Raw genomic sequence first — 13,310 nt, forward strand, 5'->3', positions numbered from 1 at the left:
TGGACATCATTTTACTGAATCCGCCGTGACATGGCGAACCATGCTCAGTTAGTTATCTTGATAGAAGTGGAACGCAAGCCGGAATTTCGGACAGGATGACGATTGCAGCGAAGAAAAACAAAAACGCCCACTCGCCACCGTCGGCAACGGTGGTGTGGGCATAGCGAGCGCCAGACTGGCGCTACAGACCTGCGCTCAGGCTGTCGTGTTGATGCGGTTACCGAGGTGAGCCGGCAGACTCGGCGCCGACTGGACTGGCGGCAGTGCTGCCAGCAAGGCAGTGGCAGTCGAACTTTGAATATCCTGGGCTTTTTTCAGGACAGTCAAACCAACGGCTTGCCGCGTACCTGTCTCCGCCATCGTGGTTGACAGTTGAGCAATGCTTCCGACGTCCATACATTTCTCCAATGAGGTTCTATCAGTATTAACGGATGACCGTGGCAAACCTTTAGCTTATTTTTCCAGCTTATTTTCCAACTGCAGCAGCAGCCAGGCCAGCACGTGCTCGCGCGCATTCAAGTCCAGCCATTGCACGCCCTCGCGCAAGTCGGCCGGCGCCGGGCTGTCGGAGGCGACGGCGATCACCTGCGGGTCATGCGGATACAGGGGCGCCTGCCCCACTTCCGGGCGAAATACTTCCAGCTTGGGGATGGGGTCCGTCTTGAAGCCTTCCACCAGGGTCAGGTCTGCCGGCCCCATGCGGGACAATTGCTGCGCCAGGGTCGGCTCGGGCGCACCGCGCAGCTCATGCACGATGGCAAAACGATACGGCGACGCCACCAGCACTTCCGCCGCCCCTGCCAGGCGCAAGCGGGCGCTGTCTTTTTGCGGTGGCTCCAGCGCCAGATCATGGTGGCTGTGCTTGACCAGGTTGACGCGCAAGCCGCGCGCCGCCAGTTCCTTCACCACAAATTCCAGCAGGGTCGTCTTGCCGCTACCGGAACGGCCGATCACACCCAGTACCGGGTGGGCGGGCATCGCATCGTGCATGGTCACTCCTTGATTGAGAAGCAGTGATTATACGCAGCCCCACCGGCGCCAGCGCCTGGCCTTGCCCAGCTCATCGACCACCTCATTAACCACCTCATCGACCAGCTCATTGCCCAGATCAAGCGCCACAGGATTTCCGCATGGCATCGCCTGCGGACGCCGTCTGGCTCAACGGCCGCCGCCATCGACCGTGCCCCTGCCGGACCGCACAGCGGCGTGCGCTGTCTTGCCATTCGCCGCCCGTGCATTCCTGGCCGAGCGCGTCAATTGCCGATGCGCGGCGATCACGCCCGCTTCGGCATCCGATTGCACGGGCACGGCGGCAGCGGCGGCCAGCTCGCCAGCCTGCGCCAGCGGGGCGAAGTCCTGCGCCAGCACATCTGCTTCCCATGCGGCGCGCTGCGCCAGGACAACGGCGGGCACAGCAGGCGCCGCGCGGGGATGCGCCAGGGTCAGCACCGCACCCAGGCCGCTGGCGGCCGCCACGCGCGCGCCCATCTGGGGCAAGGCGCCATCGGCGGCGCGGCAAAAGCGCTGCAAGATGGTCTTGATGATGGACGTGTGGTCGACCACCTCGTGGCTGACGCTGCCCGGCGCGATCAGCGGCGACACCAGCAACATGGGCACGCGCACGCCATACTGGCGAAACGCGGGCTCGTCGTCCACAGCGGCGGGGGGCGGCACATGGTCGAAAAAGCCGCCGTGTTCGTCATAACTGAGGATCAGCAAGGTGCGCGCCCAGGCCGGTCCGCGCGACAGCGCCTGGTAAACCTGCGCCACCAATGCCTGGCCGGCGCGGATATCGGCCGGCGGATGGTCGTCATTGCCAAAGAAATGCGGATCGATCCAGCTGACCGAGGGCAAGGTGCCCGCCAGCGCATCGCCGATGAAGCCATAGCGGCGCCCGAAAGAGCCGAAGGGCTCGTAAAACTCGGACGAGCGGTAATGGTCGTCCGTCAGCGCCAGGCTCCAGGGTTTCCAGGCGGAATAAAATTTCCAGCTGACCATGGCATGCTCGAGGTGGCGCACGAAGGACTTGTTTGCATACTGGGGCACGCGCTTGCTGTCGCGGCTGCCGGCCGCCTTGCCGCTGATCGCATACAGGCGGTTGGGCCAGGTGGCGCCCGGCACGGAGCTGTAGCAGCGGTCGCAGACGCAGAACTGCTGCGCCAGGAAATCATACATGGGCAAGTCGGCCCCATTGTAGTACCCCATCACCAGGTCGATGTCGGGGTCGCCCGGATGCGTTTGCGCATAGTCGTCGATGAAGCCGCCATTATTGTTTTGCAATTGCTGCGCCACGGACAGGCCCGTATGCGACGGGTCTTGCTGCGGGCCGAAGGCCGTGCGCCGCAAATGGTGCACGGGGTAGACCACGCCCGCATGCACGTTGGCATGGCTAGCCTGCAAGCCATCGATGTCAGCCCGCCCGCCTTCCAGGCTCAGGTAGCCGAGCATGTGGTCGAACGAACGGTTTTCCATCATCAGCACGACGATATGATCGATGCGCGCCAGATTTTCCGGCGCATCCATATCAAGCGCACCCTCACCAGCAGCAGCGGCAGCAATCATCGGAACTCCCCGGCCACGCACACAGGCGCAGCGATCCTGGTTCGACCAGGCCAGGCCAGGTTGGTTCAGCGATGGCGGCCCGGCCTTGATGCGCAACAACTCAATACGGCACGCGGTAGCGGTAGCCCTTGAAACTGAAGATGGCCGCCTTCGGCTGCAACTTTTCCAGCACCAGGCCGGGTGCCAGTTCCTCGCCCTCATGGCGCAAGACCTTGTCGATCAGCAACAGGCGGTCGGCCGGATTCTTCGAATAAATATAGCCGCCGATGGCGATAGTGGGAATTTGCCGCTGTATCGGCTCGGGCAAGTCGCGCATGCCGGGCACGCTTTCCTCGGCGCCAGGCGCGGGCGTGGACGCGGGCGCAGGCGGCGCTGCAGGCATCGGTGCCACAACGGGCGACGGCGCGGCCTGGCCGGGCGTCTCCTGCTTCGGTTCCGCCACGGACCTGGCATGGTGCACGGGTGCGGCAGTGGCCGCTGATGGCACGGACGGGACAGCCAGCGGCACAGGCGCCGGCGCGGGTAGTGCTGGCGGGGTAGCTGCCGGCACGGGTGCGGGCACAGCCTGGGCCAACACGGCAGGGGTGACAGCAGCGGCAGCAGGCGCAGCCGCGCCCGCCTGCCAAGGCTGCCACAGCAGCAACGCGGCAGCCACAGCCACGCTCACGCCACCCAGCGCCAGCCAGACGGGCGCGCGCCGCGCAGAAGCGGACGCTGCGCCATCGTGCAGCTGCACTTGCGGTGCGTGGATCGAAGGCAACTCGCCCAGTTGGCGCTCGGCCTGCGATTTTTTCAGTGCTTCAAGTATGTAAGACATCTTATTTCCCCGCCACCATCGCCGTCGCAGCGGGTGCTGCCACGGCAGAAGCTGCGCTGCTCAGGCGCGGCTCCGCGTTGTCACCCAGTTGCATCAGGCGTATATACGTTTTCGGACCCGCCAGGCCATCGGCCCGCAAGTGCTGGCTTTGCTGGAAAGCACGCAGCTGGCCTTGCATCTCGGCATCGAGCGGCAGGTTGGCGGCCGGTGCCGGCAAGCCACGCTGTTGCGCCAGGCGCTGCGCCAGCCAGTCCACATCGGCGCCGCGGGCACCCAGCGGCACTTCGTCGCGCCAGTTGCGCGGAGCGCGCCAGAAGGTAGTGAAGCTGCCATCGCTGCGCTGCGCCAGTTGGGCCAGCGGCAGGCTTTGAGATTTACCGTCCAGTATCAGCGTGGCCGTTTCGCCCTGCAAGCGCGTCAGCAGCGCCAGCTGTTCCACTCCTTGCCCATCGCGCAAAGCCAGCATGGCGGGAGTATCCAGCACGCGCAGCTCGGCGATGCCGCCACGGCTGTGCAGGCAACGCAGGCCGGCGCGCGCACCCGCCTGGCAAGCATCGCCGGCCGGCAACTGCTCGCCCCACAGGGCGGCCAACTGGCGCAGCACGGCATTGCGGTCCGGCGCGCTGGCCGGCGCGGACGCGGCCACCGCTGCAGACGCCGCTGGCACGGAGGCGGCCATGGCCGGTGCGACGGCCGCCGGTACAGGCACGCTGGCGGGCGGCATGAAATGCCAGGCCAGTGCTGCCGTGACCACAGCGCCGGCCAGCACGCCGGCCGCCACGTGCGGCCAGCGCAGGCCCCGTCCGGCAGCCGGTTTCCCCTCTTCCGCAAACACTTCCTCGGCGGCACGGCGCAGTATCTGGCGCGTCACTTGCGGCTGGTTTTCAACATAGGCCCCCAGCAGCGCGCGGTCGCACAGCAGGTTGATGCGGCGCGGCACGCCGTGGCTCAAAGCATGGATCTGCGCCATCAGGCGGGGCGCGAACGGCGTCTGCGCCGTGCTGCCCGCCACGGCCAGGCGGTGGCGGATATAGCTGGCTGTTTCCTCGGCCGTCAGCGAGCCCAGGTGATAGCGGGCAATCACGCGCTGCGCCAGTTGCTCCAGCTCGGGCCGGGCCAGCATGACGCGCAATTCCGGCTGGCCGATCAGGATGATCTGCAGCAGCTTGCGCTCGCTCGTTTCCAGGTTCGTCAGCAAACGCAGCTGCTCCAGCACGGCGGCGGACAGGTTTTGCGCTTCATCGATGATCAGCACATTGTTCTTGCCTTGTGCATGGCTGGCCAGCAGGTGCGCATTGATGACGTCGACATAGCCTTTCACGCTGGCCACGCCGGGCGCCACAGGGATGCGGAATTCCTCGCAAATCGACAGCAGCAATTCCTCGACGGACAGTTTCGGATTGAAGATGTAGGCGAGCTGGCAGTTTTCGGGAATCTGCTCCATGAAGCAGCGGCACACGGTGGTCTTGCCGGCGCCGATCTCCCCCGTCAACAGCACGAAGCCGCCGCCGCTGCCCACGCCATACAGCAGGTGCGCCAGTGCTTCGCGGTGACGTTCGCTCATGAACAGGTAGCGGGGATCGGGGGCGATCGAGAACGGCGATTGCTTGAGCTGGAAATAATGCGTGTACATGGAGACCCTGCGGATGAAACGATCAAAATGCGCGGCGGCAAGCCGGTACCCTCATCGGGTGCGGGCTGGCGGCAACGGCTTGTATTTGGCGCAATACACTTTCGCCTTGCTACGGAAGTAGACGATTTTACTGCCAGGCACGGAACCACGGACAGGAAAGGCGGAATTGTCGAGCTTATTGAAACGCAGGCCGGAGGCGCTGCGGATGGCCGGTTCCAGCTTTTCCGGCGTCGAATCGGCCACCACGCCCATGAAGACGAGGGGACTGGTATCGTCGCTGACGATCACGTCGGTAATCGGCGCGCCCCACAAGGTGGCGTCCGTGCGGAACCAGTAGGCGCCCCCTTCATGCTTGTAGGCGGGGCCGAAGGCCGTCAGCAAATAAGCATAGAAGGCCTTGTTGTCGATCTGGTCGATGCACAGCACGGCATTGCCCACCACTTGCCCGAACGTGGACGGCGGGGCCTTTTGCTGCGCCAGCACGCCGGACACGGGTACACCGGAGGCCAGCAGAGCGAACGCCGCCAGCAGGGCCGGCGCACGCCACGGGCACATCAATGAACGGCGCACGCGCATGATCAGCGCTTGCGCTCTTCTTTCTTGACCTTCTTGGCTTCCTTCTTTTCCTTCATGCTCTTGGCCGGTTCCTTCTTGGCTTCCTTCTTGCTGTCCTGTGCCTTGCTCATCATTTACTCCATACCTGGGCGAAAATGCCTGGGCCATTATGACACTCCCCCATGAAAATGCCAGCCGAAAAGCAAAACGGCCGCACAAGGCGGCCGTTCCAGTCACGCGCGCGTGTCAGCCTAGTGCAGGCACAGGCGGCGGCGCGTCTTTTCGATCAGCGCTGCATCGTAGGGATACAGGTTCTCGATAAAGAACAATTCCGTTTCCGCTTCATCTTCCAGGCACATTTCGATCATGACCGGGCCGTCGCTTTCGCGGCCCAGGAAATCCTTCGGCCAGCGGTTCTTGCGGTGCGTGCGCATCATTTCCATGCCCAGCGCGGCCAGCGGCGCCGACACGCCGGCGGCCAGCGCCTCTTGCTGCCAGTCGTCCCAGTACTCGCTCTTTGCTGCCTTGTCGTTCATCATGCTCTTCCAACTCAGTGTAAAAGCCGGACTTTACTCTTCATGGCGTCCCTTGCCAAGCATGCATACAAGCAATAGCGCAACACCAGACATAGACCACTCGGAAAAAATTGGCATTAAACAAGGCCAATTTCAATACCATTCACGAGATACAAAAACCCCTTTACTAACAATGACTTGAAATCATCCCCTCGGGCATGGCGCGACATCGTGCAAGGCATTTATTAATACCACTTAAATACCTGTTGACAAGCCATCGGGGCGACAATATAGTGCCTTCAGCTTTTTCGCCGCCCGACAAATAAAAGAACCGAGACAGGCGCACTCAACCAAACGCGGGACTGCACAACATGATCGAATACATAATCGGCGTCGACGGCGGGGGCAGCGGGACCCGCGTACGCCTGGCGCGCCTCGATGGCCAGGAACTGGCACAGGGACAAAGCGGCCCTTCCGGCCTGGGACTGGGCATCGAGCGGGCCTGGACTTCCGTGGCGCATGCCGTCACCCTGGCCTTCCGCAGCGCCGGCCTGGAACAGCCATCGCTGCAGCGCATGGCCATCGGCCTGGGCCTGGCCGGCGTGCACAACAAGCAGTGGGCCGCCAGCTTCGTCGAACACAATCCCGGCTATGCCGCCGTCGCACTCGAATCGGATGCCCTGACCACCCTGCTGGGTGCCCACGCGGGCAAGCCGGGCGCCATCGTCGCCATCGGCACCGGCAGCGTGGGCGAAGTGCTGCATGCGGACGGCAGCCGCCATGAAGTGGGAGGCTGGGGCTTCCCCTCGGGCGACGAAGCGGGCGGCGCCTGGATCGGCATGCGCGCCGTCAACCACGTGCAGCAGGTGGTCGACGGCCGCGTGCCCGGCAGCGCCTTCGCCATGGCCGTCATCGACGCCTGCGGCGGCCAGCGCAACGCCATGCAAGTGTGGCTGGCGGCCGCCAGCCAGACCACTTTCGCGCAACTGGCGCGGCTGGTGCTCGAACACGCGGCCACCAATGTGGTGGCGCGCGCCATCCTGGTCGATGCGGGCCAGCAGATCGCCCTCATCGCCAGGGCCCTCGACCCGGCCGGCACCTTGCCCGTGGCTCTATGCGGTGGGCTGGCGGCACCGTTGTCGGCCTACCTGCCAGCGGAATTGTTGCAACTGGTCGTGCCGGCACAGGGCGACTCGGCGGCAGGCGGCCTGCGCCTGATACGCAAGCACTTGCAGGAGCAATGACCATGCTGGCCAAACTGTCTGCCTTCAAACCCAATCCGGCCAGCGACACGCCGCTCTACATGCAGCTGGCGAACATGCTGTCGGACGGCATCACCAGCGGCGACTGGCGCGCCAACCAGGCCTTGCCTTCCGAGCGCGTGCTGTCGGAGATCCTGGAAATCTCGCGCGTCACGGCGCGCAAGGCCATCGACATGCTGTGCGACCGGGGCATGCTGACGCGCAAGCGCGGCTCGGGCACCTACATCACGCCCAAGCTGGAGCAGCCGCTGTCGCGCCTGACGAGCTTTTCGGAAGAATTGCGCCAGCGGGGCTTCACGGCCGGCTCGCGCTGGCTGCAGCGCGATATCGGCGCAGCCGCGCCGCTGGAACTGCTGTCGCTGGGCCTGTCGCCGCACATGCCGGTGGCGCGTTTGCGCCGCCTGCGCACGGCCGACGAAGTGGTGATGGCGATCGAAACGACCACCATCCCCGCGCTGTACATGCCGGACCCGCAGCAAGTGACGGATTCCCTGTACGGCTACCTGGAGTCGCGCGGCACCATCCCGATGCGCGCGCTGCAGCATATCCGCGCCGTCAACGCCACGGCGGAACAGGCCAAGCTGGCCAATATCAAGACGGGTGAAGCCATGCTGCACATCACCCGTGTCAGTTATCTCGACAACGGCGCAGCGGTGGAACTGACCCACTCGTATTGCCGCAGTGATTATTATGAATTCGTAGCGGAGTCGCGCAGATGAGCAGCACTATCAAAGGCAATATCCTTACCCCGGGCGGCTGGATCCACGGCGCCATCGCCTTCGGCGAGCGCGTCGACAGCATCACGGGCGATTCCCTCCACCCGTCGAACAATAGCGACGATTACATCCTGCCCGGCTTCATCGACTTGCATGTGCATGGCGGCGCCGGCAAGGACATCATGGAAGGCGGCGAAGCCGTCTACACCATCGCGGCCATCCACGCGCGCCACGGCACCACCAGCCTGCTGGCCACCACCATGACGGCGCCGCCGGAAGATATCGACATGGCCCTGACGGCCATCGGCATCGCCGCCAAGCACCGCCGCCCGAACACGGCGCGCGTGCTGGGTGCCCACCTGGAAGGCCCGTACATCAATTCGGGCAAGCTCGGAGCGCAGCCCAACTACGCGCGCGCCGCCACGCTGGCCGAAATCGAACGCCTGCAAACCCTGGCCAAGCTGCGCGTCATCACCGTGGCGCCGGAAATCGCCGGCCACCTGGAACTGGTGCGCGCCCTGGCCGACGCCGGCGTGCGCGTGCAGATCGGCCACACGCTCGGCTCCTATGAAGACGGCGTGGCCGCGCTGGAGCATGGCGCCATGGGTTTCACGCATCTGTTCAATGCCATGAGCGGCCTGCACCACCGCGAGCCGGGCATGGTCGGCGCCGCCCTGGCGCACGCCGAGTACGCCGAACTGATCCCCGACCTGCTGCACGTGCATCCGGGCGCCATCAAGGTGGCCCTGCGCGCCATCCCGCGCCTGTACTGCGTCACCGATTCGACCGCCGCCACCGGCATGCCGGACGGCGAATACATGCTGGGCCGCCACGCCGTGCAGAAATGCATGGGCGGCGTGCGCCTGTCCGACGGCACCCTGGCGGGCAGCACCCTGACCCTGGACCAGGCACTGCGCAATCTGGTGGGACTGGGACTGGACCTGGCCGACGCGTCCAAGCGCGTGTCGACCAACGCCGCCGATTACCTGGGCCTGGAAGAACGCGGCCGGCTGGCCCCCGGTACTTACGCCGATCTGGTGGTACTCGATCGCGATCTCAAACTCAAAGCTGTGTATATAGAAGGAGAAATCTGTGACCTCAATGATGCTTAAAGAAGCCATTTCCGCCGCCGAATGCGTCGCCCTGCAACTGGACAGCGACACGGAACGCTACGCGGAACTGGGCCGCAAATTGAGGAGCACCTCGTTCTCGACCGCGCTGACCATCGCGCGCGGCAGCTCGGACCACGCCTGCAACTACGTCGCCTACCTGATCATGGCGCGCCTGGGCCGTGTCGTCGCATCGCTGCCGATGTCGCTGGTGACCCTGAACAAGTCGCCGCTGGTGACGCGTGATACCTTGGCCATCTCGATCTCGCAATCGGGCCAGAGCCCGGACGTGGTCGAGCCGATCCGCTACTTCCGCGACGGCGGCGCCACCACCGTGGCCCTGGTCAACGACATCGATTCGCCGCTGGCGCACGCCGCCGAGTGGGCCATGCCCCTGCGCGCCGGCAAGGAACAAAGCGTCGCCGCCACCAAGAGCTTCATCACCAGCCTGGTCGCCGGCGCGCGCATGGTGGCCCAGTGGCAGAATGATCCCGAGCTGCAGGCTGGCCTGGAAGCGCTGCCCGAAGCGCTGCTCGAAGCGACCCGCGTGGACTGGTCGCCCGCCATCGACGTGCTGGCGCCGGCGCGCAACATCATGGTCGTGGGACGCGGCATCAGTTTTCCCGTGGCGCTGGAAGCAGCACTGAAATTCAAGGAAACCTCGGCCCTGCAGGCGGAAGCCTTCAGCGGCGCCGAAATCAAGCATGGCCCGATGGCCCTGATCGAAGATGGCTACCCGCTGCTCATTTTTGCGACGCGCGGCCCGACCCAGGCCGGCCTGCTGCAGCTGGCCACGGAAATGCGCGGCCGCGGCGCCAAGGTCTTGCTGGCGGCGCCCGACGACGTGGCCGAGCGCGACCTGACCCTGCCCGTGGCAGCCACGCCGGATCTCGATCCGATCGTCGCCATCCAGTCCTTCTACGTGATGGCGGCAAAACTGTCGGCGGCGCGCGGCATGGACCCGGATGCGCCGCGTCACCTGAGCAAAGTCACCAAGACCAACTAAGCAGTATGTAAGCAGTATCCGGCAGCTGCGCCCCCGGCACGGGGCGCGGCTGCCGGCAGCAGCACCCGAATATAAGAGACGGCAAGGGCATGTACCCGCGCCGCGGACTCATGGACATTGGAGCGCCACGCTCCAGGATAAAAATGACGATCAAGAGACTGTTGGCAGTGTTTGCCTGCGCGGGCCTGCTCGCGCCACAGGCATGGGCTGCCGAGAAAATCGAATTCTGGACCTTCAGCATGAAGCCCAAGTTCACGCCGTATTTCAATGCGGTGGTGGCGCGCTATGAGGCGCAGAATCCCGACGTCAAGATCGAATGGATAGACTTTCCGTGGGACGTCATCCAGACCAAACTGGTCACGCGCATCGTGGCCGGCACGCCGCCCGCACTGGTCAGCCTGAACGTGCCCTGGGCCGATGAATTTGCGCGCGACGGCTTGCTCACGCCCGTCGATGGCCTGATCGCGCCAGCGCGCACCAGCTACATTCCCAGTGCCCTGGAAGACTTGCGCTTCAAGGGCCGCACCTACGGTTTTCCCATGTACAGCAATGTCGCGGTGATCGCCTTCAATACCGATATCTTCAAACAGGCCGGGCTCACGCGCGGCCCCGCCAGCCTCGATGAACAGCTGGCGTTCGCGCGCCAGATCGCGCAACGCACGGGCAAGGCCGGCATCGCCCCGGCCCTGTCGAAGATCGACGGCCTGTTCATGCAGCAGGGCCTGGCCGTCATTACCGACAACCGCGCCGTCTTCAATTCGCCGCAGCACGTGGCGCTGGTGCAAAAACTGGCCGACACCTACAAGGTGGGCGGCCTGTTGAAGGAAAGTCTGTTCGCCGAAGATAACTTCCCGGCCGTGATCGACGCCTACAAGGGCGGCCGCCTGGGCATGCTGCTGGCGCCGCCCACGGCCATGCAGCGCATCCGCGGCGATGCGAAAGACATCTACGCCATCACCGACGTGGCACCCGCCCCACTGGGCCCGACGGGCATCGCCGACGGCGGCTGGCTGGTGCACTTCGCCATTCCGAAAGGCGTGCCGGCGCACCTGCTGCCGTCAGTCGGCAAGTTCGCGCGCTTCCTGACGAACGACGACAACCAGCTGGCCTTCGCCAGGCAGGCCAGCGTCTTTCCCACCACCGTCAAGGCGGCCGCCGACCCGTTTTTCCTCGCCACGCCGCAAAATGCGGGCGCGGCCGAAAAGGCGATGGCCGCTGGCGCCCTGTCGATGGGCCACTCGCGCACACTGTACGTGGCCGGCATCGACGACTACGACGAACTGCGCCGCTCACTGGTGAAAGCCGTCGAGGCGGGCGTGACGGGCAAGCAGGATGTCAAGCAGGCGCTGGACCAGGCCGTCGCCATCTGGAACCGCAAGCTGGCCACCCTGCCGCGCCACTGAGGACAGCATGAAACTCGCCCATCGCCACACCCTGCAAGCCTGGCTATTCCTCGCCCCGGCACTGCTGCTGCTGGCCGCCTTTTCCTTCTGGCCCGTCGGCTACGGCTCCGTGCTGGCGTTCACCGACTACAGCCTGATACGCGAGACGCGCTTCGTCGGCCTCGATAACTTCCGCTACATCTTCAATAACGAGATGTTCGTCTCGGGCCTGAAAAACTCGCTGATGTTTTTGCTGATGGTGCCCTTCGTGCAGGTGGGCGCCATCGTGCTGGCCGTGCTGGTGAACAACCGCCTGCCCGGCATCCGCCTGTTCCGCGCCGCCTTCTACGTGCCCGTGGTGACCACCGTTTCCGTGGTCGGCATCATGTGGGGCTTCATGTTCCACGAACAGGGCGCGCTCAATTACGTGATGATGACCCTGAAACTCGTGAACGCGCCCGTGGGCTGGCTGACGAATGACAGCCTGGCCCTGTTTGCCGTCATGTTCGTCACCCTGTGGCGCGGCCTGGGCTGGTACATGGTGATGTACCTGGCGGCGCTGCAGTCGATTCCGTCGGACATGCAGGAAGCGGCCATGCTCGATGGCGCCAACCGCTGGCAGCGCTTCTGGAAGATCACCGTGCCGATGCTGCGCCCGACCATCATGCTGTGCTCCATCCTGTCCGTGCTGGCCGCCTTGAAGGCTTACCAGGAAGTCGACGTGCTGACCCAGGGCGGACCGATGAACTCGACCTTCACGGCGCTGTACTACGCGTATGACCAGGGCCTCAAGCACTTGAAACTGCCGCGCGCGCTGGCGGCCAGCTTCGTCGTCTCGCTGTTCTGCATAGCCATCGCCCTGCTATGCCTGCGCTATCTGAAACCCAAGCACCGCTGACAGGGGCATGATCATGACAACCCGCTCCCGCCCCCTGAAAACGCGCCTGCAAATACTCGGCCACTATGCCGTGCTGTGCGTGATCGCCGTCGTCTGCGTCTTCCCGTTCTGGTGGACGCTGGTGACGGCCATCTCCACGGAAGGCAATATCTTCGCCTTCCCGCCCACCTTCTGGCCCAAGGCGCCGTCCTTTGACAACTTCATCGAAGTGTTCCAGGCCATCCCCATCTGGTCGTTTTTCAAGAACTCGGTACTGATCGCCGTGTTCACCGTGTTCTGGAAACTGCTGCTGTGCTCTTTGGCCGCGTATCCGCTGGCGCGCCTGAAATTTCGTGGCCGCAAACTGGTGTTCGGCCTGATCCTGGCCACCCTGGTGCTGCCGTCGGAAGTCAATTTCCTCGTCAACTTCATCACCATCACGCAAATGAGCCTGGTCGACACCTACACGGGAGTCATCCTGCCCAACGTGGTGACGGCCGTGGCCATTTTGCTGCTCAAGCAGGCGTTCGAGGAAGTGCCGCAAGACCTGATCGACGCAGCGCGGGTCGACGGCGCCAGCGAATGGGTGATCTTCAGCCGCATCATGCTGCCCCTGATTACGCCGTGGCTGGCCACCGTCGGCATTCTGACGGCCGTCGAATCGTGGAATGAATACATCTGGCCCTCCATCGTCATGAGTAAACCCGATGAATTCCCCCTGTCGGTGGGCGTGCTGTATTTGCGCGGCACCTTCGGCAGCAGCACGCGCGTGATCGCGGCCGGCACCCTGATCACCATCGTGCCAACCCTGCTCGCCTTCCTGTTTACCCAACGCTTCTTCATGCGCGGCATGGATGGCGCAGTCAAATGAAAACG

General features: G+C 64.5%; 14 protein-coding genes. 7 read left to right on the forward strand and 7 right to left on the reverse strand.

Features of this window, described 5'->3' with window-relative positions:
- Nucleotides 1-195 precede the first annotated feature (195 nt).
- The 7 genes from ACQ4WN_RS04875 to ACQ4WN_RS04905 all read right to left on the reverse strand — a co-directional run bounded on the left by ACQ4WN_RS04875 (nt 196) and on the right by ACQ4WN_RS04905 (nt 6,106).
- The gene (locus ACQ4WN_RS04875; RefSeq protein WP_034781856.1) at nt 196-396 is read right to left on the reverse strand and encodes a YjfB family protein; all 201 of its coding nucleotides are present in this window, start codon (nt 394-396) and stop codon (nt 196-198) included.
- Nucleotides 397-453: 57 nt separating this feature from the next.
- Nucleotides 454-990, reverse strand: a complete 537-nt coding sequence (gene mobB, locus ACQ4WN_RS04880) for a molybdopterin-guanine dinucleotide biosynthesis protein B (protein ID WP_436550506.1) — start codon at nt 988-990, stop codon at nt 454-456.
- Between the two features lie 168 nt (nt 991-1,158).
- Nucleotides 1,159-2,562 carry an alkaline phosphatase family protein gene (locus ACQ4WN_RS04885; protein WP_436550507.1) on the reverse strand — a complete coding sequence of 468 codons (1,404 nt, stop codon included), beginning with the start codon at nt 2,560-2,562 and terminating at the stop codon, nt 1,159-1,161.
- Nucleotides 2,563-2,662: 100 nt separating this feature from the next.
- The gene (locus ACQ4WN_RS04890) at nt 2,663-3,379 is read right to left on the reverse strand and encodes a general secretion pathway protein GspB (RefSeq protein WP_436550508.1); all 717 of its coding nucleotides are present in this window, start codon (nt 3,377-3,379) and stop codon (nt 2,663-2,665) included.
- A 1-nt stretch (nt 3,380) separates the two neighbouring features.
- A complete protein-coding gene (locus ACQ4WN_RS04895; protein WP_436550509.1) occupies nt 3,381-5,012 on the reverse strand; it encodes an AAA family ATPase in 1,632 nt (543 codons plus the stop codon).
- A 51-nt stretch (nt 5,013-5,063) separates the two neighbouring features.
- Nucleotides 5,064-5,588: a hypothetical protein gene (locus ACQ4WN_RS04900; RefSeq protein ID WP_436550510.1), complete on the reverse strand. Its 525-nt coding sequence runs from the start codon at nt 5,586-5,588 to the stop codon at nt 5,064-5,066.
- Nucleotides 5,589-5,818: 230 nt separating this feature from the next.
- A complete protein-coding gene (locus tag ACQ4WN_RS04905; RefSeq protein ID WP_034759823.1) occupies nt 5,819-6,106 on the reverse strand; it encodes a hypothetical protein in 288 nt (95 codons plus the stop codon).
- A 347-nt stretch (nt 6,107-6,453) separates the two neighbouring features.
- Here ACQ4WN_RS04905 and ACQ4WN_RS04910 point away from each other — a divergent pair, with 347 nt between their 5' ends.
- From ACQ4WN_RS04910 to ACQ4WN_RS04940, 7 genes are all read left to right on the forward strand, one after another.
- Nucleotides 6,454-7,326 carry a glucosamine kinase nucleotide-binding domain-containing protein gene (locus ACQ4WN_RS04910; RefSeq protein ID WP_436550511.1) on the forward strand — a complete coding sequence of 291 codons (873 nt, stop codon included), beginning with the start codon at nt 6,454-6,456 and terminating at the stop codon, nt 7,324-7,326.
- A 2-nt stretch (nt 7,327-7,328) separates the two neighbouring features.
- Complete coding sequence (locus tag ACQ4WN_RS04915) at nt 7,329-8,063, forward strand: GntR family transcriptional regulator (RefSeq protein WP_436550512.1); 735 nt, start codon at nt 7,329-7,331, stop codon at nt 8,061-8,063.
- On the forward strand, nt 8,060-9,172 hold the full coding sequence (gene nagA / locus ACQ4WN_RS04920) for an N-acetylglucosamine-6-phosphate deacetylase (RefSeq protein ID WP_436550513.1): 1,113 nt from the start codon (nt 8,060-8,062) through the stop codon (nt 9,170-9,172). Before ACQ4WN_RS04915 ends, nagA begins: the two co-directional genes overlap by 4 nt.
- Nucleotides 9,162-10,175: an SIS domain-containing protein gene (locus ACQ4WN_RS04925; protein WP_436550514.1), complete on the forward strand. Its 1,014-nt coding sequence runs from the start codon at nt 9,162-9,164 to the stop codon at nt 10,173-10,175. The genes nagA and ACQ4WN_RS04925 overlap by 11 nt, the downstream gene beginning before the upstream one ends.
- A gap of 143 nt (nt 10,176-10,318) precedes the next feature.
- Complete coding sequence (locus ACQ4WN_RS04930; RefSeq protein ID WP_436550515.1) at nt 10,319-11,578, forward strand: ABC transporter substrate-binding protein; 1,260 nt, start codon at nt 10,319-10,321, stop codon at nt 11,576-11,578.
- Nucleotides 11,579-11,585: 7 nt separating this feature from the next.
- On the forward strand, nt 11,586-12,455 hold the full coding sequence (locus tag ACQ4WN_RS04935) for a carbohydrate ABC transporter permease (protein WP_289950228.1): 870 nt from the start codon (nt 11,586-11,588) through the stop codon (nt 12,453-12,455).
- A gap of 13 nt (nt 12,456-12,468) precedes the next feature.
- Nucleotides 12,469-13,305, forward strand: a complete 837-nt coding sequence (locus ACQ4WN_RS04940) for a carbohydrate ABC transporter permease (protein WP_436550516.1) — start codon at nt 12,469-12,471, stop codon at nt 13,303-13,305.
- Nucleotides 13,306-13,310 lie beyond the last annotated feature (5 nt).

The organism is Janthinobacterium pasteuri (genome assembly GCF_051380775.1).
In the GTDB taxonomy this organism is placed as follows: domain Bacteria; phylum Pseudomonadota; class Gammaproteobacteria; order Burkholderiales; family Burkholderiaceae_D; genus Janthinobacterium.